21 protein-coding genes and 1 tRNA gene are annotated in these 25216 nt (G+C 68.0%); 10 read left to right on the plus strand and 12 right to left on the minus strand.

The genetic code is table 11. The annotated features are described in order from the left end of the window. The first annotated feature begins 50 nt into the window (after nucleotides 1-50). Together I0K15_RS08595 and I0K15_RS08600 are read left to right on the plus strand one after the other, a co-directional pair. Complete coding sequence (locus I0K15_RS08595) at nucleotides 51-1037, plus strand: ABC transporter substrate-binding protein (protein WP_196105025.1); 987 nt, start codon at nucleotides 51-53, stop codon at nucleotides 1035-1037. Between the two features lie 84 nt (nucleotides 1038-1121). Beyond that, a complete protein-coding gene (locus I0K15_RS08600; RefSeq protein WP_230374357.1) occupies nucleotides 1122-2753 on the plus strand; it encodes an ABC transporter permease in 1632 nt (543 codons plus the stop codon). On the opposite strand, the gene I0K15_RS08605 is transcribed toward I0K15_RS08600, so the two are convergent. The 3 genes from I0K15_RS08605 to I0K15_RS08615 all read right to left on the minus strand — a co-directional run bounded on the left by I0K15_RS08605 (nucleotide 2750) and on the right by I0K15_RS08615 (nucleotide 4943). Further along, nucleotides 2750-3769, minus strand: a complete 1020-nt coding sequence (locus I0K15_RS08605) for an ABC transporter ATP-binding protein (RefSeq protein ID WP_196105026.1) — start codon at nucleotides 3767-3769, stop codon at nucleotides 2750-2752. The two genes, I0K15_RS08600 and I0K15_RS08605, sit on opposite strands and share 4 nt — an antisense overlap. Before the next feature lie 149 nt (nucleotides 3770-3918). After that, nucleotides 3919-4005 (minus strand) — tRNA-Leu (locus I0K15_RS08610). Between the two features lie 41 nt (nucleotides 4006-4046). Continuing rightward, nucleotides 4047-4943 (minus strand): LysR family transcriptional regulator ArgP, encoded by an 897-nt coding sequence (locus tag I0K15_RS08615; RefSeq protein WP_196105027.1) that lies wholly within the window; start codon nucleotides 4941-4943, stop codon nucleotides 4047-4049. Between the two features lie 89 nt (nucleotides 4944-5032). Here I0K15_RS08615 and I0K15_RS08620 point away from each other — a divergent pair, with 89 nt between their 5' ends. Next, nucleotides 5033-5635: a LysE/ArgO family amino acid transporter gene (locus tag I0K15_RS08620; RefSeq protein ID WP_196105028.1), complete on the plus strand. Its 603-nt coding sequence runs from the start codon at nucleotides 5033-5035 to the stop codon at nucleotides 5633-5635. A gap of 75 nt (nucleotides 5636-5710) precedes the next feature. Then, nucleotides 5711-6700: a complex I NDUFA9 subunit family protein gene (locus I0K15_RS08625; RefSeq protein ID WP_196105029.1), complete on the plus strand. Its 990-nt coding sequence runs from the start codon at nucleotides 5711-5713 to the stop codon at nucleotides 6698-6700. Here the strand turns inward: I0K15_RS08625 and I0K15_RS08630 are convergent. After that, nucleotides 6697-7497, minus strand: a complete 801-nt coding sequence (locus tag I0K15_RS08630; protein WP_196105030.1) for an undecaprenyl-diphosphate phosphatase — start codon at nucleotides 7495-7497, stop codon at nucleotides 6697-6699. The two genes, I0K15_RS08625 and I0K15_RS08630, sit on opposite strands and share 4 nt — an antisense overlap. Before the next feature lie 315 nt (nucleotides 7498-7812). Here I0K15_RS08630 and I0K15_RS08635 point away from each other — a divergent pair, with 315 nt between their 5' ends. The 4 genes from I0K15_RS08635 to gltB all read left to right on the plus strand — a co-directional run bounded on the left by I0K15_RS08635 (nucleotide 7813) and on the right by gltB (nucleotide 15071). Then, nucleotides 7813-9249 (plus strand): NAD(P)-dependent oxidoreductase, encoded by a 1437-nt coding sequence (locus tag I0K15_RS08635; protein WP_196105031.1) that lies wholly within the window; start codon nucleotides 7813-7815, stop codon nucleotides 9247-9249. A gap of 178 nt (nucleotides 9250-9427) precedes the next feature. Continuing rightward, entirely contained in the window at nucleotides 9428-10138 is a 711-nt protein-coding gene (locus I0K15_RS08640; protein ID WP_196105032.1) for a hypothetical protein, read from the plus strand. Continuing rightward, nucleotides 10135-10551: a GFA family protein gene (locus tag I0K15_RS08645; RefSeq protein WP_196105033.1), complete on the plus strand. Its 417-nt coding sequence runs from the start codon at nucleotides 10135-10137 to the stop codon at nucleotides 10549-10551. The genes I0K15_RS08640 and I0K15_RS08645 overlap by 4 nt, the downstream gene beginning before the upstream one ends. Then, nucleotides 10548-15071, plus strand: a complete 4524-nt coding sequence (gene gltB / locus I0K15_RS08650; protein ID WP_196105034.1) for a glutamate synthase large subunit — start codon at nucleotides 10548-10550, stop codon at nucleotides 15069-15071. The genes I0K15_RS08645 and gltB overlap by 4 nt, the downstream gene beginning before the upstream one ends. A gap of 88 nt (nucleotides 15072-15159) precedes the next feature. Here the strand turns inward: gltB and I0K15_RS08655 are convergent, their stop codons facing one another. From I0K15_RS08655 to fzlA, 3 genes are all read right to left on the minus strand, one after another. Then, complete coding sequence (locus I0K15_RS08655; protein WP_196105035.1) at nucleotides 15160-15996, minus strand: SDR family oxidoreductase; 837 nt, start codon at nucleotides 15994-15996, stop codon at nucleotides 15160-15162. A gap of 63 nt (nucleotides 15997-16059) precedes the next feature. Further along, nucleotides 16060-17103 (minus strand): tRNA epoxyqueuosine(34) reductase QueG, encoded by a 1044-nt coding sequence (gene queG / locus I0K15_RS08660; RefSeq protein ID WP_196105036.1) that lies wholly within the window; start codon nucleotides 17101-17103, stop codon nucleotides 16060-16062. Next, entirely contained in the window at nucleotides 17103-17768 is a 666-nt protein-coding gene (gene fzlA, locus I0K15_RS08665; RefSeq protein ID WP_196105037.1) for an FtsZ-binding protein FzlA, read from the minus strand. Before fzlA ends, queG begins: the two co-directional genes overlap by 1 nt. A gap of 170 nt (nucleotides 17769-17938) precedes the next feature. Here fzlA and I0K15_RS08670 point away from each other — a divergent pair, with 170 nt between their 5' ends. Next, nucleotides 17939-18814 (plus strand): sulfurtransferase, encoded by an 876-nt coding sequence (locus tag I0K15_RS08670; RefSeq protein ID WP_196105038.1) that lies wholly within the window; start codon nucleotides 17939-17941, stop codon nucleotides 18812-18814. Here the strand turns inward: I0K15_RS08670 and mtgA are convergent. The 3 genes from mtgA to I0K15_RS08685 are packed head-to-tail and all read right to left on the minus strand — an operon-like array spanning nucleotide 18811 to nucleotide 21994. Next, a complete protein-coding gene (gene mtgA, locus I0K15_RS08675; RefSeq protein ID WP_196105039.1) occupies nucleotides 18811-19473 on the minus strand; it encodes a monofunctional biosynthetic peptidoglycan transglycosylase in 663 nt (220 codons plus the stop codon). The genes I0K15_RS08670 and mtgA overlap by 4 nt on opposite strands. A 43-nt stretch (nucleotides 19474-19516) precedes the next feature. Beyond that, nucleotides 19517-20269 (minus strand): extensin-like domain-containing protein, encoded by a 753-nt coding sequence (locus I0K15_RS08680; protein ID WP_196105040.1) that lies wholly within the window; start codon nucleotides 20267-20269, stop codon nucleotides 19517-19519. 57 nt (nucleotides 20270-20326) lie between these two features. Then, nucleotides 20327-21994, minus strand: coding sequence for an NAD+ synthase (locus I0K15_RS08685; RefSeq protein ID WP_196105041.1), 1668 nt, complete (start codon nucleotides 21992-21994; stop codon nucleotides 20327-20329). Between the two features lie 229 nt (nucleotides 21995-22223). On the opposite strand from I0K15_RS08685, the gene I0K15_RS08690 reads away from it, so the two are divergent. Beyond that, on the plus strand, nucleotides 22224-23672 hold the full coding sequence (locus tag I0K15_RS08690; RefSeq protein ID WP_196105042.1) for an MORN repeat-containing protein: 1449 nt from the start codon (nucleotides 22224-22226) through the stop codon (nucleotides 23670-23672). A gap of 70 nt (nucleotides 23673-23742) precedes the next feature. On the opposite strand, the gene I0K15_RS08695 is transcribed toward I0K15_RS08690, so the two are convergent. Beyond that, nucleotides 23743-24372, minus strand: coding sequence for a DUF7002 family protein (locus tag I0K15_RS08695; RefSeq protein ID WP_196105043.1), 630 nt, complete (start codon nucleotides 24370-24372; stop codon nucleotides 23743-23745). Next, nucleotides 24362-25180, minus strand: coding sequence for an isocitrate lyase/PEP mutase family protein (locus tag I0K15_RS08700; RefSeq protein ID WP_196105044.1), 819 nt, complete (start codon nucleotides 25178-25180; stop codon nucleotides 24362-24364). The genes I0K15_RS08695 and I0K15_RS08700 overlap by 11 nt, the downstream gene beginning before the upstream one ends. Nucleotides 25181-25216 lie beyond the last annotated feature (36 nt).

Below are 25216 nucleotides of genomic sequence, written 5' to 3' on the forward strand. Positions count from 1 at the left end.
CGTGGAATGCCGATCCCCCCGGCTCGGCCCGACATGGAGTTGAATGTCCGATGAAAAAGATGATCCCGGCCCTGCTGGCCGGCCTCGCCCTGACCGGCGTGGCCCACGCGCAGAACACTGACGTGTCCGGTCCCCTCGTGCTCTACACCTCGCAGCCGAACGAGGATGCACAGGCGACCGTTGACGCTTTCACCGCCGCCTATCCGAACGTGGAGGTGGAGTGGGTGCGCGACGGCACCACCCGCATCATGGCTCGGCTGGAGGCGGAGTTCGAAGCGGGCAACCCCCAGCCCGACGTGCTGCTGATCGCCGACATGGTGACGATGGAGGGGCTGGAGGCCGAGGGGCGGCTGATGCCTTATGCCGAGGCCGACACCTCCGCCTACGACCCGGCGATCATGGATGACGAGGGGCACTACTTCTCCACCAAGCTTATCACGACGGGCATCGTCTACAACACGGCAGCACCCTTCCAGCCGACCTCCTACATGGACCTTCTGCGGCCCGAGGCGGAGGGGCAGATCGCGATGCCTTCGCCGCTGACCTCCGGGGCCGCGACGATCCACATGGCCGCGCTGACCGGCCATCCGGATCTGGGCTGGGAGCTCTACGAAGGCCTCGCCGAGCAGGGTGCGAACCCGCAGGGCGGCAATGGCGGCACCTACCGTGCCGTGGCGGGCGGCGAGCAGATGTTCGGCTTCGTCGTCGACTTCCTCCCGATCCGGGAGAAGGCGAACGGCGCCCCGGTCGAGTTCGTCTTCCCCGAGGAGGGCGTGTCCGCCGTGACCGAGCCGGTGGCGATCCTGTCCACAGCGCAGAACGTGCCGGCCGCGCAGGCCTTCGTCGACTTCCTGCTCTCGCCCGAGGGTCAGCAGCTCGCCGCCGATCAGGGCTATCTGCCCGCGCATCCGGACATCACGCCGCCCGCGGGCTTCCCGTCGCGTGACGAGATCGAGCTGATCGAGTTCGATCCGGCCGAGGCGCTGGACAATGCCGAGGACAACCGCCTGCGCTTCGTGGACATCTTCGGCGGCTGAGCCCTGCAGGCGACGCTGCGATACCTGCGGGGCGGCGAGGGACTGACCCTTGCCGCCCTGCTTCTGTTTGCCGGGGCACTCTTCGTGCTGCCGCTGGCACTGCTCGCGCGCGTCGGGCTGGTGGACGACGGGAGCCTGTCGCTGGCGCCACTCATGAACGCGCTCGACAGCCGCTCGGTGCCGCGAGCCCTGTGGAACTCCATCGACAGCGCCGGAGTGTCTGCCGCGCTCTCACTCGTCGCGGGAACGACGGTCGCGCTGGTCGTCGGGCTGACGGATGCGCGGGGCAAGGCGGTGTTCACCTTCCTGCTGCTCATCCCGATGATGATCCCGCCGCATGTGACCGCGATCGCCTGGGTGCAGGCGATGGGGCCGTCCTCACCGATCCTGAACACCGTGGGCCTCGCGCCGCCGCCGGGCTCGCCCCATCCGCTCTACAGCCGGGAGGGGGTGATCGCGCTGCTGGCCGTGCAGCACACGCCGCTGGTGTTCCTCGTGGTGCTCGCCGCCCTGCGCGCCCTGCCCCGTGAGATGTCGGAGGCCGCGCGGGTTGCGGGCGCCGGCGCCGGGCGGCTGATGCGGCGGATCGTGCTGCCGCTGCTGGCACCAACGCTGATCGCGGCCTATGCGCTCGCCTTCGTCTCCGCGCTGGGGAACTTCGGGATCCCGGCGCTCCTGGGCATTCCCGCGCGCTACACCACGCTACCGGTGCTGATTTGGCAGCGGCTGTCGAGCTTCGGGCCGTCGATGCTGGCAGATGTCGCCGCGATCTCCGCCCTGCTGGCGGGGCTCGCCATCCTGATCGTGATCGTGCAGATGACCCTGCTTGGGCGCAGCCGCGCGGCCCTGATCGGCCCGCCGCAGGCGCCGCTGCGGCTGACGCTGGGGCGCTGGAGGCCGGTAGTCGAGGGGGCGATGGTGCTGCTGGTGCTCGTCACGCTGCTGCTGCCCGTCGCGGCGCTCTTCGGCACGGCGCTGGTTGTGACCTACGGCCTGCCCCTGACGGCGGAGACGATGACCCTCGCCAATTTCCGGGAGATCCTGTTCGAGCAGAGCGTGACGGCGCGCGCCTTCCTCAATTCCACGCTCACCGCCGGAGCGGCGGCGCTGATCATCGCGCTCGGCGGTATGGTGCTCGCCCGGTTTCTGGCCGGGACGGCGCGGGGGCCGCGGCGGGTAGGGCTGGGGCTCTCAACGCTGGCGGAGATGACCTATGCGATTCCGGGGCTCGTGATCTCCATCGCGTTCATCCTCGCCTTCATCCGGCCGCTGCCGGTGGTGGGCGTCTCACTCTACAACACGCTGGGGATCATCTTCCTCGCATACCTCTGCGCCTTCTTCGCCGTGGCGCTGAAACCCATCGCGGCCGCGGCGATGCAGCTCGACCCCGCCCTCGATGCCGCTGCGCGGGTGGCGGGGGCGGGCTATGGCTACCGGATGCGGCGGATCTTCCTGCCACTGATCGCGCCCGCCGCGGCCTCCGGCGCGATCCTGGTGTTCCTGACGGCGTATAACGAGGTCACCGTGTCCGCCCTGTTGTGGTCCACGGGGACGGAAACGATCGGGACCGCGATCTACAACTACGAGGATGGCGGCTACACCACGCTGGCCGCCGCGATGTCCGCGGTGACGGTGATCGCGACGGTGGCGCTGATGGCGATGCTGCACGTGATGGGGCGGCGGCTGCCCGCGGGCGTGGTGCCCTGGCGGCTCTAGCCGGGCAGGATCCAGCCGCCATTGATCATGAGGCCCAGCCGCTCGCCGACCTCCACGGGGCGGTCGAGGTGGAGCTGAAAGGGCTCCGACAGCCCCTCCACCCGCGCTGTCCCCTCCCAGTGGCCACCACGGTAGAGGACGCTTTCCACGGTGGCGGACAGCGTGGTGGCGTCGGGATCGGTGACGGAGAGGTCGGCGGGGCGGAAGAGCGCGTGCGTGCCCCCGTTCCCGCGCAGCTTCACCGGATGTCCGGCGAGTCTCACGGCACCGCCCTCGACGGAAACCGGCTGCACCGCGCCGTGACCGATGAAGCGGGCGACGGCGGCGTTGGCGGGGCGGTCGTAGATCTCCGTCGGGGTGCCGACCTGGAGGAACCGCCCCTCCGCCATCACCGCCATGCGGTCGGCCACGGCCATCGCCTCCCGCTGGTCATGGGTGATGTAGACGGTCGTCGCGCCCGCGGTGCGGTGAAAGCCGACGAGCTCCTCCTCCATGGTGCTGCGCAGGTGCGGATCGAGATTGGCGAGCGGCTCGTCCATCAGGATCGTCCCCGCCTCCTGCGCGAGGCACCGCGCGAGCGCCACCCGCTGCCGCTGGCCGCCGGACAGGTCCGCCGGTTTGCGCGCGGCATAGTCGGTGAGCGCCACGGTGGCGAGGTGGCGGTCTGCGTTGCGCGCCGCCTCCGCCCGCTTGACGCCCGCCGCCTCGGCCGGGAAGGCCACGTTGCCGCGCACGTCGAGATGGGGCCACAGCGCGTAGGACTGGAAGACGAAGCCGACATTGCGGTCCTCGGGCGCCACATGCAGCCCCGGTCCGCTGACCGTGCGACCTGCCAGCGCGATCTCGCCTGCATCGGCCACCTCCAGCCCCGCGATCAGTCGGAGCAGCGTGGACTTCCCGCAGCCCGACGCGCCGACGATGGCGAAGAACTCGCCGGTGGAGAGCTCGACGCTGACATCGTCGACCGCGGCGCGGGCGCCGAAGCGCTTGGTGACCCCTGCAAGGCGGATACTCATGCGATGCGGCCTCCGATCCGCGCCGCCCCTCTTGCAACGCTTGCACGACGATTTCGTGTCATCGGGGCGGCGTGGGTGCATGCAGTCGAAACGGAGTTCCAGCCGCGGAAAAGCTCAGGGCTAAACCAAATCGGACAATTGTAAGGGAGTGGTGCCCAGGAGAGGACTCGAACCTCCACGTCCATACGGACACCAGCACCTGAAGCTGGCGCGTCTACCAATTCCGCCACCTGGGCAGGTGTCGTGGAGCGTCCTCTACGCCGGTGGGCGGGGGGTGTCAACGGGTCGCTTGCGGATTTCGCGGGGGGCGGGACAGGTGCTCCTTGGCGGCGGCGCGGATGGCCTCCGTCACTGGCGCGAGTGCGGTCGTCAGGCGGCGCGGCCATTGCCAGAAGAGGGGCACGTCGAGGGGTGTTTCCTCGATCAGTTCGACGAGGCGCCCGGCCTCGATGTGGTGGCGGACCAGCGCTTCCGGATTGAGCCCCCAGCCCACGCCTGCGAGGGCCGCATCGGTGAAGCCGCGGGTGGAGGGCAGCCAGTGCGTGGGCATCGCCGGCTTCGCCCCGGTCGCCGCCTCGGCCCAGCGGGTCTGGAGCCGATCCTTCGCGTCGTAAGTCAGGGCCGGAGCGCGCGAGAGACCCGCCACGTCGACACCGTTCGGGAACCAGTGTGCCATGAAGTCGGGGCTCGCCACCGCGCGGTAGCGCAGCGCGCCGAGCGGGCGGATGTCGCAGCCCTGCACGGGCCGTTCGGAGGCTGTGATCGCGCCGGAGACCTCACCGCGTAACAGCCGGTCAGCGGTGTGGTCCTGATCGTCGATGATGATGTCGAAGAGTAGCGGCGCGCAGTCGGCCATCACGGGGATGAACCAAGTGATAAGGCTGTCCGCATTCACCGCGAGCCGCAGCGTCGCCGGGGCTACCTCACCGAAATCGACCCGGAGGCGCTGCTCGAGGAGCCGAACCTCCTCCGCATGGCGGCGCAGCCGGGCGCCCGCCTCGGTCGCCGTGCAAGGCTGGCCCCGTACGATCAGCGTCGTGCCCATCCGCGCCTCGAGCTGGCGAACCCGCTGGGACACGGCCGAGGCCGTCAGGCCCAGCGCGTCGGCCGCCCGCTCGAAACTGCCGGTCGCAAGCACCGCCGACACCGCGGAGAGACCGCGGTAGTCGAGCATCCTGAATTTCTCTTCATCACTGCGCATATCTTTAATTTCACTTCAAAAGCGCTGCCGTCTAGTCCTGCCGCACCAAAGAGGAGGGGCGCATGGACGCGGCATTGTCGGGATACGGACTGGGGCTTGGGCTGATCCTCGTGATCGGGGCGCAGAACGCCTTCGTGCTGCGGCAGGGGCTGCGGGGGGAGCATGTACTGGCGGTCTGCTTCACTTGTGCGACGTCGGACGCGATCCTGATCATCGCGGGCATCCTGGGCCTCGGCGCGCTGATTGCGGCGGCCCCGTGGATCGAGCCGGCGTTCCGCTGGGGCGGGGTGCTCTTCCTGCTCGCATATGGGACGCTGAGCTTCCGGGCGGCCCTGAAGGGTGGCGGGCGGCTCGACCCGGCGCAAGGCGCGGGGCGGCCGCTGGGGGCGACGCTCGTCACATGCCTCGCGCTGACGTGGCTCAACCCGCATGTCTATCTCGACACGGTGTTCCTGATCGGCTCGGTCTCCACCCAGTTCGAGGGGGAGCGGCTGGCCTTCGGCGCCGGGGCGGTGGCTGCGTCCTTCTCCTTCTTCTTCGCGCTGGGATTCGGGGCGCGACTGTTACGGCCGCTCTTTGCCCGGCCGCGCGCCTGGCAGGTGCTCGAGGTTCTGGTCGGCTGCATCATGTGGACCATCGCGGCGCAGCTTGCGTTCGGCGGGTGAGACGATCCGCGGGCTTGCCGCCCGCGCACCCGCCGCATAGGAAAGGCGCATCACACCAGCCAGGAGAGCTGTGCCATGACCCTGCAGTCGCCCATCGTCACCGTTTTCGGCGGGTCCGGTTTCGTCGGCCGCTATATCGTGCAGGCGCTGGCACATGCGGGCTATCGGGTGCGGGTCGCGGTGCGCCGCCCGAACGAGGCGACGTTCACCATGACCTATGGCACGGTCGGGCAGGTCCAGCCGGTGCAGGCGAATATCCGGGACGATGCCTCGACCCGCGCGGCCATCGCCGGGACGGTCGCCGTGGTGAACTGCGTCGGCATCCTCTTTCCCGACGGCAAGCAGAAGTTCGACGCTGTGCAGGCGGAGGGCGCGGGCCGCATCGCCCGCATCGTGAAGGAGGAAGGGGTCGAGCGCCTCGTCCACCTCTCCGCGATCGGCGCGGATGCCGATAGCGACAGCGACTACGCCCGGACCAAGGGCGTTGGCGAGCAGCAGGTGAAAGAGGCGTTTCCGGGCGCCGTGATCCTGCGCCCGTCCATCGTCTTCGGGCCGGAGGACGAGTTCTTCAACCGCTTCGGCGGGATGGCCAAGGGCGTTCCGATGCTGCCGCTGGTCGGCGGCAAGACCCGGTTCCAGCCGGTCTATGTCGATGACGTCGCGAAAGCCGCTCTGCTCGCCATCGACGGCAAGGCGGAGCCCGGGATCTATGAGCTCGGCGGCCCGGATATCGAGACCTTCCGCGAGCTGATGGAGCGTCTCCTGCGCGTGATCCGCCGTCGCCGCGTGCTGATGCCGGTGCCGATGGGGATCGCGAAGTTGCAGGGCTACGTGCTGAACCTCCTGCCGATCCTGACGCTGGGTGCGGTGCCGAACTCGATCCTCACGCCGGACCAGGTGAAGCTGCTGGCGCGGGACAACGTGGTCGCCGAAGACGCGCGCGGCTTCGCGGATCTCGGCATCGAGCCGCGTGACATGGACGGCATCCTCGACAGCTACCTCTGGCGCTTCCGCCCGAACGGGCAGTATTCCGAGATCATCGAGTCCGCGAAGAACCTGCGCTAGGTGTAGGCGATCCCCAGCAGGATCAGTCCCAGTATGACGCGGTAGATGACGTAGGGCGTGTAGCTGACGCGCTCTAGGAACTTCATCATCAGCGCGACCGCGATCAGGGCAGAGATGCAGGCGAGGAACGCCGCGATCGCCGCGTCGCGCCAGACCTGCGCATTGCCGGGCGGAATATCGAGCGCGATGACCACGCCCGACGCGATGATGACCGGGATCGACATGAGCATCGCGACCCGCGCCGCCTCCTTCCGCTCGTAGCCCAGAAGGCGCGCTCCGGTGATCGTGATGCCCGAGCGGGAGGTGCCTGGGATCAGTGCCAGCGCCTGCCAGAGGCCCATTATGACGGCGTGGCGCAGGGTCCACTGCTCCGCCGTACGCTCCTCCACCCCGACCTGATCGGCCCAGTAGAGCACGACGCCGAAGATCAGCATCGTCCATCCGATGACGGTAATTGAGCGCATGGCGTCGTTGAGGTCGGTAACCGCGAGGAACAGGCCGAAGACCACCGCCGGGATCGTTGCGATGATCAGCGCGAGCGCGAGATGCGCGCCGGGGGCCGAGAGACGGCCCGTCAGCAGGGAGAGGCCGCCGCGAAACGCGATGGCCACATCCTTCCAGAAATAGAGGATGACGGCCACCAGCGTGCCGACATGCACCGCGACATCCAAGGTGACGCCCTGATCCTCGTTCCCCGTCAGCGCGGGGAGGAGAATGAGGTGTCCGGAGGAGGAAATCGGCAAGAATTCGGTAATGCCCTGAATCAGGGCCAGGATCGCGAGATCCAGCAATGGCATTGGAAGGTCCCCGTGGGTTCGAATCGAACGTCGCGCTAAGCTACTCCACCATAAGGCGAGTTCAAATGCCGGCGATAAGTCCGGATCGGTCCTATTTTGCCGCCCTCTGCGACGAAAAAACCGCCAGAGCTGCCGATTTCTCCGATTTAGGTCAGTATATTTGACTTTATTGCCGCCCGCGGCTCTTGTATGAGGTGCGCAAGCTGCGGTGATGCCGTGGACTCTTGCCAAGAGCGCGGCGGGTCGGACAAGCCCAGCGGCGCCGGTCGTGTCGAAGGCTGATGCCTAGCACGACAGTACTAGGGGAAAAAGATTATGGCGAAGCAAACGATGCTGAAATTCACCGACGTGCCGCGGCTGATGCCGGAGAAGCGCGCGGCGGACGACCGCACCGAGGACTTCGACGAGATCTACCGCGAGTATGCCGAGGCGAAGGCCGCCGAGCAGGCCTCGCGCTGCTCCCAATGCGGCGTGCCCTTCTGCCAGTCGCACTGCCCGCTGCACAACAACATCCCCGACTGGCTGAAGCTGACGGCGGAGGGCCGCCTGCAGGAGGCCTACGAGATCAGTCAGGCCACCAACACTTTCCCCGAGATCTGCGGCCGCATCTGCCCGCAGGATCGGCTCTGCGAAGGCAACTGCGTCATCGAGCAGTCGGGCCACGGCACGGTGACCATCGGGTCGGTCGAGAAGTACATCACCGACACCGCGTGGGAGAACGGCTGGGTGAAACCGATCCAGCCCGCGCAGGAGCGGTCGGAGAGCGTGGGCATCATCGGTGCCGGTCCGGGGGGCCTCGCGGCGGCCGACATGCTGCGCCGCGCCGGTGTGCAGGTCACGGTCTATGACCGCTACGACCGCGCAGGCGGGCTGATGGTCTACGGCATCCCCGGCTTCAAGCTGGAAAAGCACGTGACCGAGCGGCGGAACCGGCAGCTCGAAGAGGGCGGCGTGGAGTTCGTGCTCAACTGCAATGTGGGCGAGGACATCTCCTTCCAGGATATACGGGCGAAGCACGATGCGGTGCTGATCGCGACCGGCGTCTACAAGAGCCGCGATCTGGGCGGGCCGGGTGCCGGGCTCGACGGGATCGTGCGCGCGATCGACTACCTGACCGCCTCCAACAAGGTGGGCTTCGGCGACACGGTGCCCGAGTTCGAGAGCGGCGAGCTGAACGCCGAGGGTCGCAACGTGGTCGTCATCGGCGGCGGCGATACCACGATGGACTGCGTGCGCACGGCGATCCGGCAGGGTGCGAAGAGCGTGAAATGCCTCTACCGCCGCGACCGCGCGAACATGCCCGGCTCCGCCCGCGAGGTGGAGAACGCGATCGAGGAGGGCGTGGAGTTCGTCTGGCTCTCCGCTCCCACCGCCTTCCACGGCGAGGGGTCGGTGAACGGCGTCCAGGTGCAGAAGATGCGCCTCGGCGCGCCCGACGCGACCGGCCGGCAAGCGCCCGAGCCCATCGAGGGCGGCGACTATGTCGAGGAGGCGGATCTGGTCATCAAGGCGCTCGGCTTCGAGCCGGAGGATCTGCCCGCGCTCTGGAACGAGCCGGCGCTGGAGGTCACGCGCTGGGGCACGGTGAAGGCCGACTTCCGCACGCACGAGACCCCGATGGACGGCGTCTATGCGGTGGGCGACATCGTGCGCGGCGCCTCGCTGGTCGTCTGGGCGATCCGCGACGGGCGTGAGGCGGCGGAGGCCATGCTGGCCCGCTTCAACGCCGCCGCTGCCGTGGCTGCCGAGTAAGAAATTCTGAACCGAACGGAGGGGGAGACAGCGGAAAACCGGCGTATGATTTGCGTATGACAAACGTATGCCACGCAGGCCGCCTCCCCCACCGTCACCGAGATCATACAGGACAGCGGCGCTGACGCTGTTTTCTTAACCGGATCGAAAGGACCCGATGGAACCCGAGCTGCGCGAAATGTCCGATACGCTGGCGGTGCGCTACGTGCCCGGCGCCGGCGCGCGGCTCGTGCTGTCGTTCCGCGGCATCGGGGCGCACGACGGCGAGGGCCGAGCGGAGGAGTTCTGGGGCACCGTTTCGCAAGGCGGGCGCAACCACATGCTCTTCATCGCCGACCGCACCAACGGCTGGTACAACACCCGCGGGATGATGCGCCGGATCGAGGCACATATCCGGGCGGTGCTGGACGCGGTCGCGCCGCGGCAGGTCTTCGCCATCGGCAATTCCATGGGCGCCTACGGGGCCTGCGTCTTTTCCAGCCGGTTCGACATGGACGGGGTGATCGCGATCTGCCCTCAGGCGACGCTCGATCAACGGCTGGTCGAGGACCGGCGGTGGGCGCGCTATGCCCGCCCCGTGCGGACCTTCCGCGCGCCGCACCTCGCCGACTGCATCCGTCCGGCCACCCGCTACACGATCCTGCAGGGTGCGCGCGGGCTGGAGCGGCGGCAGGCCGAGGCGATCCCGCTGGCGGCGAATGTGCGCCACTTCCTGTTTCCCGGCGCCTTCCATGCGCTGGCCGAGGGGCTGAAGGCGAAGGGGCAACTCCGCCCAATCGTCACCGCCCTGCTCGACGGCGAGAACATCCATGCCGAGCGCCTGATCGTGGAGGCTGGCGGTCGCCTGCGCCGCGCGCGGTCGCAGCCTACGCTGGAGGCCGCAGAATGATGGTGGGGCAGTGCCTTTGTGGAGAGATCCGGATCAGTGTGCGCGCCCATGCGGACGCCGTCTCCGCCTGCCATTGCTCGCTCTGCCGGACGTGGTCGGGCACGATCTGGATGGGGCTGGAGGCCGCGCCCGACGCCGTGACGGTGGAGGGAACGCCGCGTTCCTACCGCTCCTCCAGCTTTGCCGAGCGGGCGTTCTGCCCGACCTGCGGCACGCAACTGTGGCTCCGCGACGATGACGGGCCTTACGAGCTGATGCCGGGGCTTTTCCCCGGCTCGAAAAGCATTCCGCTGACCCGCGAGGTCTATGCCGACCGGACCTTCGCCTGGGCCGCCCTCGCCGGGGAGCACACGCGCGTCAGCGCCACCGAATACGAACGCAAGTATCCCTTCGTGGAAGGAGACCAGCCATGACCAAGTATGACGACGCCTGGGTGAAGGGCTATGAGGCGCAGGCCGCGCATCTGGCCGAGCACGGCATGTACCTGCCTGAAGAGGAGAAGGCGAATTGCGGTGTGGGGCTCGTGGTCTCCATCGACGGGCGGCGCTCGCGCAAGGTCGTGCAGAACGGCATCGATGCGCTCAAGGCGATCTGGCACCGGGGCGCTGTGGACGCGGACGGCAAGACGGGCGACGGCGCGGGCATCCATGTGCAGATCCCCGTCCCCTTCTTCCAGGATCAGATCGAGCGGACGGGTCACACCCATCAGGGTGAGCTGATCGCGGTCGGCCAGGTCTTCCTGCCCCGCACCGATTTCGGCGCGCAGGAGACCTGCCGCACGATCGTGGAGACCGAAGTGCTCCGCATGGGTTACACGATCTATGGCTGGCGGCACGTGCCGGTGGACATCTCGGTGCTCGGCGACAAGGCGAACGCGACGCGGCCGGAGATCGAGCAGATCCTGATCTCGAACGCGAAGGGCGTGGATGAGGAGGAGTTCGAGCGCGAGCTCTACGTCATCCGGCGCCGGATCGAGAAGGCGGCGCTGGCGGCACAGGTGCCGCAGCTCTACATCTGCTCGCTGTCCTGCCGCTCGATCATCTACAAGGGGATGATGCTGGCCGAGCAGGTGGCGGAGTTCTATCCCGACCTCAAGGACGAGCGGTTCGAGAGCGCGTTCGCGATCTATCACCAGCGCTATTCGACCAACACCTTCCCGCAGTGGTGGCTGGCGCAGCCGTTCCGGATGCTGGCCCATAATGGCGAGATCAACACGCTGAAGGGCAACCTGAACTGGCTGAAGAGCCACGAGATCCGGATGGCGTCGAGCTATTTCGGGGAGCTGGCCGAGGACATCAAGCCGATCGTGGCGAACGGGGCTTCGGACTCCGCCGCCCTCGATTCCGTGTTCGAGGTGCTGGTCCGTGCGGGCCGCAACGCGCCGATGGCCAAGACCATGCTGGTACCCGAGGCGTGGTCGAAGACGGCCACCAAGATGCCGCAGGAATGGGAGGACATGTACTCCTACTCCAACTCCGTCATGGAGCCGTGGGACGGTCCTGCCGCTCTGGCGATGACGGACGGGCGGTGGGTCTGTGCCGGGCTCGACCGGAACGGGCTGCGGCCCATGCGCTATGTGGTGACCGGCGACGGGATGGTGATCGCGGGCTCCGAGGTGGGCATGGTCCCGACCGACGAGATGAGCGTGGTGGAGAAGGGCGCGCTGGGGCCGGGCCAGATGCTGGCCGTGGACATGCAGCGCGGCGCACTGTTCCACGATGCGGAGATCAAGGACGAGCTGGCGACCTCACAGCCCTTCGGCGAGTGGGTCGGGCGGATCACCGACCTCGCCGACGTCACCGACGTGACGGGCGAGACGACGGTTCTGGAGGGCGAGGCCCTGCGCAAGCGCCAGATCTCCGCCGGGTACGACATCGAGATCCTCGAGCAGATCCTGCACCCGATGGTGGAGGACGCGAAGGAGGCGATCGGCTCCATGGGCGATGACACGCCCCAGGCGGTGCTGAGCGAGAAGTACCGGCCGCTCAGCCACTACTTCCGCCAGAACTTCAGCCAGGTGACGAACCCGCCGATCGACTCCTTGCGCGAGCATCGGGTGATGAGCCTCAAGACGCGGTTCGGCAACCTCAAGAACGTGCTGGACGAGACCGGCGCGCAGACGGAGATCCTGACCCTCGACAGCCCGGTGGTGACGAACGCCCGCTGGGCCAAGATGCTCGACTATTTCGGCGACAGTGCCGCGGTGATCGACTGCACCTTCTCTGGCGACGAGATGCGCCCGGCGCTGGAGCGGGTGCGGGCGGAGGCCGAGCAGGCGGTGCGCGCAGGTGCGAACCACGTCATCCTGACCGACGAGCATGTCGGGCCGGATCGCGTGGGCCTGCCGATGATCCTCGCCACCTCTGCCGTGCATTCGTGGCTGACCGGCAAGGGGCTGCGGACCTTCTGCTCGATCAACGTGCGCTCGGCCGAGTGTGTGGACCCGCATTACTTCGCCGTGCTGATCGGTGCAGGTGCGACCACGGTCAATGCGTGGCTCGCGCAGGACTCCATTGCCGACCGGATTGACCGCGGCCTGCTCGACGGCCCGCTCTCGGTCGCGATGGACAAGTTCGCGGAGGCCGTGAACCAGGGCCTGTTGAAGATCATGTCGAAGATGGGGATCAGCGTCATCTCCTCCTATCGCGGCGGTTTGAACTTCGAGGCCGTGGGCCTCAGCCGCGCGATGGTCAACGAGTTCTTCCCCGGCATGCCCTCCCGCATCTCGGGCATCGGGATCAGCGGCGTGCAGGCCGCGGCGAAGGCCGTGCATGCGCGCGCCTATGCCAGCGGCACCGACGTGCTGCCGGTCGGCGGCTTCTACAAGGCGCGCCGCTCGGGTGAGAGCCACGCGTGGGAAGCGCAGCTCATGCACATGATGCAGGCGGCCTGCGACCGGGGCAGCTACAAGATCTGGCAGGAGTATTCGCGCGGCATGCAGGCGCGGGCGCCGATCCACCTGCGCGACCTTCTGGGCTTCAAGCCCGACCGCAAGCCGATCCCGGTGGATGAGGTGGAATCCATCACCTCGATCCGCAAGCGGTTCGTGACGCCGGGCATGTCGCTGGGCGCACTCTCCCCCGAGGCGCACAAGACGCTCAACGTCGCGATGAACCGGATCGGCGCAAAGTCGGACAGCGGTGAGGGCGGGGAGGATCCGAAGCACTTCCACCCCGAGCCCAACGGCGACAACCCGTCGGCGAAGATCAAGCAGGTCGCGTCGGGGCGCTTCGGCGTGACGGCGGAATACCTCAACAACTGCCAGGAACTGGAGATCAAGGTCGCCCAGGGTGCGAAGCCCGGCGAGGGCGGACAGCTGCCCGGCTTCAAGGTGACGGAGATGATCGCAAAGCTGCGGCACTCGACGCCGGGGGTGACCCTGATCTCCCCGCCGCCGCACCACGACATCTACTCGATCGAGGATCTCGCGCAGCTCATCTACGACCTCAAGCAGATCAACCCGGATGCGAAAGTCTGCGTGAAGCTGGTGGCCCAGACCGGCGTCGGCACCATCGCCGCCGGTGTGGCGAAGGCGAAGGCAGACGTCATCCTGATCTCCGGCCACAATGGCGGGACGGGTGCGTCGCCCCAGACCTCTATCAAGCATGCGGGTCTGCCGTGGGAGATGGGGCTGAGCGAGGCGCACCAGGTGCTGTCGCTCAACAACCTGCGCGACCGCGTGACCCTGCGGACCGATGGCGGTCTGCGCACGGGCCGCGACATCGTGATCGCGGCCATGATGGGGGCCGAGGAGTACGGCATCGGCACCGCGGCCCTGATCGCCATGGGCTGCATCATGGTGCGGCAGTGCCAGTCCAACACCTGCCCCGTCGGCGTCTGCACGCAGGACAAGGAGCTGCGCGACAAGTTCACGGGCACCGCGGACAAGGTCGTGAACCTCATCACCTTCTACGCGCAGGAGGTGCGCGAAGTGCTGGCGAGCATCGGCGTGCGGTCGCTCGACGAGGTGATCGGGCGGGCGGACCTGCTTGCGCAGGTGTCGCGCGGTGCGGCGCATCTCGATGATCTCGACCTCAACCCGATGCTGATTGCGGTCGATGAGGAACTGCGCACGGTCTACGATCGCAGCCGCCCGCGGCAGGAGGTGCTGGAAACGCTCGACGCGCAGATCATTCGCGACGCCCAGCCCTTCTTCAAGGACGGGGAGAAGATGCAGCTTTCCTACTCGGTCGCGAACACCTACCGGACGGTGGGGACGCGGGTGTCCTCGCATATCGTGCGGCGCTTCGGCATGCGGAACGGGCTGCAGTCGGATCACCTGACGGTGAAGCTGGAGGGCTCGGCCGGGCAGTCGCTTGGCGCCTTCGCCGCACCGGGGCTGAAGATCGAGGTGTCGGGCGATGCCAACGACTATGTCGGCAAGGGCCTGTCGGGCGGCGAGATCGTGGTGAAACCGGTGCTGGGCTCGCCGCTCGACGCTGCGCAGAACACGATCATAGGCAACACCGTGCTCTACGGTGCGACGGGCGGTGCGCTCTTCGCCGCGGGCCGGGCCGGGGAGCGGTTCTGCGTCCGCAACTCCGGCGCCGAGGTCGTGGTGGAGGGCTGCGGCTCCAACGGGTGCGAGTACATGACCGGTGGGGTCGCGGTGATCCTGGGTGCGGTCGGCGACAATTTCGGCGCCGGGATGACGGGCGGTATGGCCTTCGTCTACGACGAGGCGGGCGATTTCGACATCCGCATGAACGACGAGAGCATCGTCTCGGTGGGCGTGGACAGCGCCCATTGGGAGGGGGTGCTGAAGTCACTGGTCGAGCGGCATCTGGAGGAGACCGGCTCCCGCCGGGCCGAGACAATCCTGCGCGACTGGGCGCTGGAGCTGCCGAAGTTCCGGCAGGTCTGCCCAAAGGAGATGCTCAGCCGCCTGCCCGCGCCCTTGTCCGACACGGCCGAGGCTGTGCCGGCGGAGTGATCTTGCGTATTTGAGGAAAGATGAAGGCGGGGCGTGGTGCTCCGCCTTTTTCGTTTGTGCGCGCTGAGGGCCGCCGGGCGAGAGGATTCTACTGCTCGGCTTCGAGCAGCGCGGCGAGGCCCTCGCGGTAGGTCGGGTACTCCAGGTGCACTCCGAGTTCGTGTTTGATGCGGTCGTTCGAGACGCGCTTGGACTCGGCGTAGAAGCTGCGGGCCATGGGGCTCATGTCCGCCTCCTCGATCGGGATGGCGGGCGGCAGCGGCAGGCCCAGCAGTTCGGCGGCGTGGGCGATCACGTCCTGCGGCGGGGCCGGGTCGTCGTCGCACAGGTTATAGATCGCCCCCGGATTGGGCCGCGCGATAGAGGCGGCGAGAACCTGTGCGATGTCCTCGACATGGATGCGGGAAAAGACCTGGTTCGGCTTGATGATCCGCCGCGCGGTGCCTGCCCGGACCTTGACGAAGGGCCCGCGGCCGGGGCCGTAGATGCCGGCGATCCGGAAGATGTGGAGCGGCAGGCCCAGCGCCTGCCAGCCCAGCTCGGCCGTGACGCGGGCCTTGCCGCGGCGGGTGGCGGGCTTGAGTTCGGAGCCCTCGTCCACCCAGCCCCCATCGCGGTCGCCGTAGACACCGGTGGTCGACAGGTAGCCCACCCATTCGGGCGTCGCGGCGCGCAGGGCGTCGGCATGGGTGTTCAGCACCGGGTCTCCCGCGTCTCCCGGGGAGACGGAGGTGAGGATATGTGTCGCCTCGGAAATGGCGGGGGCGAGGTCGGTGCCGGGCCAGATCAGCGGCTCGACGCCCGCGGCGTGCAGGGCGTCCGCCTTCTCCTCCGACCGGGTGGTGCCGATGATGCGGAAACCCTCCAGCCGCGCGGCGAGCGCGCGGGCGGAGTAGCCATGGCCGATGGAGAGCAGGGTTTTCATGCTTGTGTCGCTATCACGTCGTTGGGCCGGGCTCGACCCGGAACAATGGCGGGCGGCCCCGGCTCAGGGCCGGGGTGGTTGTGTGTCGGCGAGGCGGGCCAGCGCCCAGCGCGCGGCATCGGCGACCGCCGGGTCGGGATCTTCGCTCAGCGGGCGGGCGGCCTCGGCCAGGTGCGGCGTGGCGGAGTTGCCGATAGCATAGAGCACGTTGCGCACGAAGCGGTCGCGGCCGATACGCTTGATGGGGCTACCCGCGAAGACCTCGCGGAAGGTTTTGTCGGTAAGTTTCGCGAGGTCGTCGAGCCGCGGGGCGGCGAGCTCGACACGGGCCCAGTAGCCGGCCTCCCGCGCCTCCACCGCGAACTTGTTCCAGGGGCAGACGGCAAGGCAGTCGTCACAGCCATAGATGCGGTTGCCCATCTTCGCGCGCAGCTCCTCGTCCACCGGGCCCTTGTGCTCGATGGTCAGGTACGAGATGCAGCGCCGCGCATCGAGGCGGAAGGGCGCGGGAAAGGCGTCGGTTGGACAGATGTCGAGGCAGGCGGTGCAGGAACCGCAATGCTCGACCTCCGGCGGATCGGGGGTGAGCTCCAGCGTCGTGAAGACCGCGCCGAGGAAGAACCAGTTGCCGAGGTCGCGGGACAGCAGGTTCGTGTGCTTGCCCTGCCAGCCGAGACCGGCAGCCTCGGCCAACGGTTTCTCCATGACGGGGGCGGTGTCGACGAAGACCCTGATCTCGCAGCCTGTCTCATCGACCAGCCAACGGCCGAGGCGCTTCAGCCGCTTCTTGACGAGGTCGTGGTAGTCCTTGTTGCGGGCGTAGACGGAGATCGCGCCAATCTCGGGCTCCTCAAGCAGCTCCAGCGGATCGCGGTCGGGGGTGTAGGGCTCGGCCAGCATGATGACGGAGCGGGCCTCGGGCCAGAGGGCGGCAGGGTTGCCGCGCCATTCGGAGCGGTCGGCGAGCCAGCCCATCTGGCCGTGCATGTCGTCGGCGAGGAACCGGGCGAGGCGGTCTGCTGCCTGTGGGATCGCGTCCGGCCTGCAGATCCCGGCGCTGGCGAAGCCGAGGTGCTGCGCCTCGGCCTTCACCCGTCCGGCGTCCATCAGAAATCGAGGTCGGCGTAGTGCACCGGCGGCGGCATCCCCGGCACCATGTCGGCTAGGATCGGGCGGAAGGCGGGGCGCGACTTGATGCGCGCATACCAGTCCTTCACGTTGTCCGACCGGTTCCAGTCCACGTCGTCCACGTAATCAAGGCAGCTCAGATGCGCGGCCGCGGCAAAGTCGGCGATGGTCATGTGATCGCCCGCGAGCCACCTGCGCTGATCGCAGAGCCAGTCGAGATAGTCGAGGTGGTACTTGATGTTCGAGGTGCCCTCGCGGATGCGCGCGCTCTCTGGGTAGCCGGTCTTCTTCAGCTTCTTCGTCACGCGCTCGTAGAGCAGGTTGACGGTGACCTCGTGGTGGAACTTGTCATCGAACCAGTGGGCGAGGCGGCGGGCCTCGGCCCGGTCCGCGGCGCGCTTGGGCAGGAGGGCGGGGTCGGGCACCGTCTCCTCCAGATACTCGCAAATGGCAGTGGAGTCGCTGAGCGTCAGACCGTCGATCTGGAGCACGGGGACGCGGGCGGCGGGGTTCATTAGCAGGAACTCCATCCGGCGTTCCCACGGCTTTTCCTCGACCAGTTCGACCTCGATCCGCTTCTCGGCGAGGACAAGGCGCACCTTGCGCGAGAACGGGGAGAGGGGGAGGTGATGAAGGCGCCGCATAATCGTCCGATACCTGACTTTCCGTTCGGTATGCCTGTCCGGCGGGGGCAATTCAACCGGCGTGGGCACGGGGTTGCGACACCTTGCCTCGCAATGGACACGAATCAGCTGTATGAGGTCCGGTCAGGCTCACAAGGGAAAGATGGAGGGCCGGGATGAATATTCGCTGGATGTTGCAGATTCTCCTCATGGTTGTGCTGTCGCTCGCCTCTACGGCGAGTGCGGAGGCCCCTGCCCGCATGGCGCCGCTCATCACGCCCACCGAGCTGGCGGATCGTCTGTCGACGGCTCCGTGGCCGCAGGTGGTGGATATTCGCGAGCCCGAGGCGGAGCTGAGCCTGTTCAGCTACGGTACCGGCCATATCCCGACCTCGATCAACGTGCCCTTCGGCGAGTGGCGCGCGGTGTGGGCCGATCCGCTGGACTTGCCGAGCGATGCGGCGCTGAGCGCGCTGATCGGCGGCGCGGGCCTCGTGCCGGAGCGTCCCGTCGTGATCGTGCACTCTAGTGCCGCGCGGCGGAACTTCGGCTCCGCGGCATGGGCCTACTGGATGCTGAAATCCGCGGGGTTCGAGGACATCGCGATCCTCGATGGCGGGATCCGGGCGTGGCGCGATCAGGGCTACGCAATGTCCGAGCGGCCGGGGCGGATCGTGCCCATCGACCTCGACCTGACCCTCGACCGAACCTGGCTCGCCACCCATGCGGACGTGAATGCCGTGCTGCGGGGCGAGAGCGAGGCGGTGCTGCTCGACGCACGGCCGCTCTGGCAGATCGCACGGCGGGAATCGCTGCCGGGCTCGACGCTGCTCAACGGCATCACGCTCTTGGAGCATGAGGACGGGCGCGCGGGCGACGAGATGTCGATCTTCGAGCGCATCAAGAACGCGCAGCATGTCGACTGGATGAGCGACGTCATCACCTACTGCAACAACGGCACGCTGGCCGCCATCGACTGGTTCATGGCGAGCGAGATCGCAGGCATCGAGAACGTGCGCATCTACGGCCACGCGCTGGACGGGCGCGCGCAGAGCAGCGGGCTCTAACCCGGCGACAGGCAGGCGAGGCGGTCGCTCTGCCGCAGGCTCCGGGCACCTTCGGCGATGGAGCGGGCGCGACCCGCGGTGAAGTCGCCGGGTGCACTGGCGGAGCGGACATGCGGGGCGGGCAGGATCGCGGCGATGCGGGCGGCCTGCGCCGGAGTAAGCGAGGCGGCGGAGGTGCCGAACCAGTGGCGCGCCGCGGCCTCCGCCCCGAAGACGCCGTTCCCCATCTCGGCCACGTTCACGTAAACCTCGACGATGCGGCGCTTGGGCCAGGTCGCCTCGATCACGAGAGTCACGGCAGCCTCGATCCCCTTTCGCAGCCATGTCGACTCCTGCCAGAGGTAGACGTTCTTGGCGACCTGCTGGGAGATGGTGGAGGCGCCGCGCCGCCGCTCCTCCTGCAACGCCGCGCGGATCGCGTCGAAGTCGAAGCCCCAGTGGGCGCAGAAATTCGCATCCTCCGCTGCGATCACGGCGGCGGGCAGCGGGCCCGCGGCCTCGAACGGCACCCACTCGCGCTGCAGCGCGCCGAGCCGCTGCCGCTCCACCCATTGCGTGTGCGTGATCGGCGGCACCACCCAGCGCCCCGCCGCCACGAACAGCACCGCGAGCGCGAGCAGGTAGAGCGTCCAGCGGAGGAGGAAGCGGATCAGGCGCATCAATGGAATCCGGTGAGGCGTGTTCGTCTGACTGTTTGCGCGCCTAGCGGCAGTAGCGCCAGCCCTCACGGCGCGCGGCGCGATCAAAATGCAGGTGATTGGCGTGCGCGGCATCTGTGCCGGGGCCGATGACGGTGGTGAAGTGGAGGCAGGCCGCGGCGCGGATGGCGCGCTGGAACGCCGCCTCGATCGAACCGCCATCGCGAGGCGCGACGGGCAGCGGGTCGCCCTCGGCGAAGCGGAATTCGGAGATGTCGATGGCATTGCCGAAGGCGTGCTCGGACAGCGGCCCGGTCGGCAGGTTGTTGCGGCGGCGGCAGACATAGCCGCTGGCGTTGACGAGACCGGTGAGTTCGCCCCGCTCCAGCAGCTCCGCGGAGGGGGCGAGGTGCGTGGACGTCCAGTCGGCGAGCGCGCGGGCAGTCTCGCACCGGATCGTGGCGGGCGGGTCGAGGGCGATGCCGGGTACCACCTCGCTGACGGTGACGGGGGTCAGAATGCCGCAAGCCGGATCGTCGGGATCCTCCGCCCGGTCGGCGAGTTCGTAGGAGGTGCCGAGCGCATCTAGGTCGGCGAGGCAGGCGGCATGCTCGCTTGGCGTCGCGGCGCGGTCGGTCGGGGTGATCGGCGGAGTATCCTTCGCCACTTCTACGGGATCGTCCGGCGCGACCGCAACATCGGCCTCCTCAGCCGCCGGGCGCGGCTCGGGTCGCATCGAGGTTTCCGGCGGCGGGCCGGGCTCCTGCGCGACGAGCGGCAGGGCGAGGATCAGGCAGATCAGAAAAACGCGGCGCATCGGACCGTCCCCCAACGTGATGCTCGAGAGACGATATGGAGCGGACGCGCGCGGCGCCTACTGATTTCCAGCGGACCGCCAGCGGTTGACGATGGGATAGCGGCGGTCGAGCCAGAAGGCGCGCGTGGTCAGCCGGGTGCCCGGCGCGGACTGGAAGCGCTTGTACTCGGCGATGTAGAGTAGGTGCTCCACCTTCGCCGCTATATCCCGGTCGTAGCCCGCGGCGACGCAATCCTCCACCGAGCGCTCGCCTTCGATCAGCATCTCGAGGATACCGTCGAGCACGTCGTAGGGCGGCAGGCTGTCCTCGTCCTTCTGATCGGGGCGGAGCTCGGCCGAGGGTGGCTTGTCTATGATGCGCTGGGGGATGACCTCGCCGGCGGGCGCGCGCATCCAGGCGGGATCGTGATTCGCGTTGCGCCAGGCGGAGGTGGCGAAGACCCGCGTCTTGTAGAGATCCTTCAGCGGGTTGTAGGCGCCCGACATGTCGCCGTAGATCGTGGCGTAGCCCACCGCGACCTCCGACTTGTTGCCGGTGGTCAGCAGCATCTCCCCGTACTTGTTGGACAGCGCCATCAGGAGGAGACCGCGCAGGCGCGACTGGATGTTCTCCTCCGCAATGCCGGGCGACGTGCCGTTGAAAAGCGGGGCGAGCGTCTGGGTCACCGCCTCACGGGGCGCATCGATCGGCACGTAGTCGTAACGGCAGCCGAGCGCCTTGGCGCATACCTCGGCATCCTCCAGCGAATGGGGCGAGGTGTATTCGGAGGGAAGCATCACGCAGCGGACGTTCTCCGGCCCCAGCGCATCGGCGGCGACGGCCGCGGTCAGGGCCGAATCGATCCCGCCGGAGAGGCCCAGCAGCGCCTTCTCGAACCCGGTCTTGGCCCAGTAGTCCCGCACGCTCTCGACCATCGCGCGGTAATCGAGGGCGGTGTCGTCGGGCAACCGCGTCTCCTCCGCCGGGACGATGCGGGCGCCGTCGGGCGTGCGCTCGACCTCCAGCGTGCGGATCGCCTCGTCGAAGCTGGGGAAGAGTGCGGCAAGTTGTCCATGCGGGTTCAGCGCGAAGGAGCAGCCATCGAAGATCTGGTCGTCCTGGCCGCCTACCATGTTGAGGTAGGCGAGCGGCAGCCCGCTCTCGACCACGCGGGCGACCATGTGATTCATCCGCCGGTCGTGCTTGGCGCGGTGGTAGGGCGAGCCGTTGGGCACGAACAGGAACTCGGCGCCCGTCTCCTCCAGCGTCTCCACCGGACCGGGGTGCCATGAATCCTCGCAGATCGGGATGCCGACACGCCAGCCGCGGAGGCTCACCGGACCCTGCGGTGCGGCGGGAACATAGACCCGCTTTTCGTCAAAGACGCTGTCATTGGGCAGCATCTGCTTCTTGATGACGGCGAGAACCTCACCGCCATCCAGCAGCCAGTAGGCATTGTAGAGATCGGTGCCTTCGAGGAACGGCGCCCCAATGCCAAGCGCGGGGCCGTCGGCAAGCTCCCGCGCCAGCGCCTGCACGCGTTCGATCGCATCGGCGACAAAGGCAGGCTTCCGCCCCAGATCGACGGTCTGGTAGCCGGTCAGGAACATCTCCGGCAGCGTCACGAGATCGGCGCCCGCCTCACGCCCGGCGGCGTGCGCGGCGCGCGCCTTGTCGAGATTGGCCGCGAAATCCCCCACCACGGGGTTAAGTTGCGCCATCGTCAGCCGGAACCGGTCCATCATGCCGTGCCTTTCTCGCAACGTGCCGCCTCAATGTGGCCGCATATCGTGGGCACATGGGACGGTGCAAGCGGATTGCCTTAGAATCGTGATCGACGAGACGTCGCGGGTCTCAATCCGGAGTTGTCACAATTGACCGATGCAAATAGTGTCGGCGAGGGATGAAGAACCGCCCGGACGCGGTATCACTTATGAGGGGAGCCGGGGACACCAACTCCGGCGCGTTGGACGGATGAAGACACGTTTTTCGTACCTGACGGTTGCTGCGATCGGGGTGAGCGCGGTGGCCTTCGGCAACATCGCCGCACATGCCCAATCCGAAGGAGCCGTGCAGACTCGCCAGTACGACACCGGCGGCGTCTACGAGGGCGAGTTCAAGGATGGCCTGCAGCATGGCCAGGGCACCTATCGCCTGCCCAACGGCTATGAGTACACGGGCACCTGGGTCGAGGGCCGGATCGAGGGTGAGGGCGTCGCCAAGTTCCCGAACGGCTCGGTCTATACCGGTCAGTTCCTGAACGGTCAGCCGCACGGCCAGGGCTCCATCGAGTTCTCCGACGGCGGCACCTACGAGGGTGAGTGGGTGGACAGCGTGATCTCCGGCACCGGGGTCGCGGTCTACGCCAACGGCGTGCGCTACGAGGGCGAGTTCCAGAACTCGGTCCACCACGGCCAGGGCACGATGATCTCGCCCAACGGCTACCGCTACGAGGGCACCTGGGTCGACGGGACCAAGGACGGCACCGGCAAGATCACCTACCCCGACGGCGCGGTCTACGAGGGCGACGTGGTGCGCGGCATCCGCGAGGGTGACGGCACGCTCGTGCTGCCCGATGGCCTGACCTACGAGGGTCAGTGGGCCGACAACCAGATCAACGGCGAAGGCAAGCTGACGCAGCCCAACGGCGACGTCTACGAAGGCACCCTTGTCGATGGCCAGCGCGAGGGGACCGGCATCGCCACCTACGCGAACGGCGACATCTACGAGGGCGAGTTCGCAGGCGATCTGCGCGACGGCCAGGGCACCTTCCAGGGCACGGATGGCTACGTCTACGAGGGCTCCTGGGTCGAGGGCCGGATCGAAGGCGTCGGCCTCGTCCGCTATCCCGATGGCTCAGTCTACGAGGGCGAGTTCCTCAACGACCTCAGCCACGGCGCGGGCAAGATCACCTACCCCGACGGATCCTCCTATGACGGTCAGTGGGTCGAGGGCGTGATCGAGGGCGAGGGCGTCGCCCGCTACGACAACGGTCTCGTCTACGAGGGCGAGTTCCGCGACGCGCGCAACCACGGCTACGGCGTCATGACCTACGATGACGGCTACCAGTACGCCGGCGAGTGGCGCGATGGTCTGCGCCACGGTGACGGCGTGGCGACCTACGCGGACGGCACGATCTACACCGGCACCTTCGTGAACGGTCAGCGAGAGGGCGAGGGCACGATCACGATGCCCGACGGCTTTGAGTATGTCGGCGGCTGGGCCGCGGGCGAGATCGACGGCGAGGGCACGGCGAAGTACCCGAACGGCGACGTCTACGAGGGCTTCTTCGTGGCCGGCCAGCGCCAGGGCCGCGGCCTGATGACCTATGCCTCCGGCGAGGTTTATGACGGCTACTGGGTCGAGGGCGAGCAGGCGACCGAGGAAGAGGCCGCCGCCGCGGGCGTCGACACGACCGACTAAACCGGCGCTCCGAAATGATCAGGGGCCGTCCTTCGGGGCGGCCCTTTTCGTTTGGGGGTCGGACCCGTGGTCAGTGCGAGCGAATCTCGATGAGGTGGGCCGATGGATGCGGCAGCGCATGCCGTATAGTGACCTCGCGCACCGCATCGCGCCTGCCGCGGCGGCGCTGCCATTGGGTGTAGGAGAGGGCCGCGACAGGCGTGAAGGTGTGGAGCCCCCGCCGCGCGGGGCGGCGGATGGTAGCGCCGGAATTGATCGGGCAGAGCTCCATCTGCTCAAGATGCGCCTGCGCCACCGACAGCGTGTCGAAGACGAGGACATCGCGCGGTCGGTCGCGATTGATGCGGGCGCCCAGCAATCGCTCCAGACTGCTCTCATCGGGCCAGAAGAAGACGCGGTCGTTCAGCATCCGCAGCCAGTCCGCCGGGGTGAGACCGTCGTCAAGGCAAGTGGCCAAGGCACTCTCGCGAAGCGGAAGCTGATCGTTCAGGATCAGCGTTCCGTGCTCCGGATGGGTCAGCGGCACCGCGGCCGGGCGGCGATAACCCGCGATCTCAGCCACCATCTCCGGCACAGCCTCGAATCGCACGAGCGCGGCGTTGGTCGACAGGAGCCCGTGCCGGGCGATGGAGGGCCAGGCGCCGGGCTCGGTCACATGGTAAAGCCGCGGATGCCTTGCGGCGAGTTCGTCAGGTGTCACGCATCATCCCCTGCAGCGTGGGATAGCCGAGCGCACCATCCGACCAGCCGAACGTGCCGGGGCCGAGCAGTTCGCCCGTCGCCTGATGAAGCGCGCCCATCGCGGCGCTGTAGAGCGACGAGCCGAGGCTCACGCGCCGCACGCCCATCTCACGCAGGTCGGCGACATCGTAATCCTGCCCGATTCCGACGAGCACGTTGATGGGCGTCGCCACCGCGTCGAGCACCTGCTGCACCGCCTCCCGCGTCATGAGGACGGGGGCGTAGAGCAGCGGCGCGCCGACCTTCTCGAAGGACTGGAGCCGCGCGATCACGCTGTCCAGATCGCCAGCTCCGGCGAAGAGCGCGTCGGCGCGGGCGCACAGGACGAAGGGATCGGAGAGCGCAGCGGCCGCCTCTACCGCGGCGGCGATCCGCTCTGCTGCAAGGGCCGCGTCGTAGAGCGGCTGGTCCGGGTCGCCGGTCGTGTCCTCGATCGAGCAACCGACGCAGCCGGCCTGATAGGCGAGCCGGACGGCCTCCCCCACGTCCTCCGGCTGGGGCCCGAAACCGTCGAGCAGGTCGGCCGTGACGGGCAGGTCCGTCGCCTCGGCAATCGCGGCCGCATTCGCAATGACTGTGTCGCGTGTCTGGGAGCCGTCGCGGCGGCCATGCGCCCAGGCGAGCCCGGCACTCGTGGTGCCGAGCGCCACGGCGCCAGCCTCTGCCAACAGCCTTGCGGAGCCCGCGTCCCATGCATTGGGCAGGACGAAGGTTCCCGCCTCGTGCAGGTCGCGGAAGATCCGCGCCTTCTCGGCTTGCGTTCTCATGGTCTGCATCTCCTGCAATTGCGTGGTGGTCGCGGC

It is taken from the genome of Pontivivens ytuae, from assembly GCF_015679265.1.
In the GTDB taxonomy this organism is placed as follows: Bacteria; Pseudomonadota; Alphaproteobacteria; order Rhodobacterales; family Rhodobacteraceae; genus Pontivivens; species Pontivivens ytuae.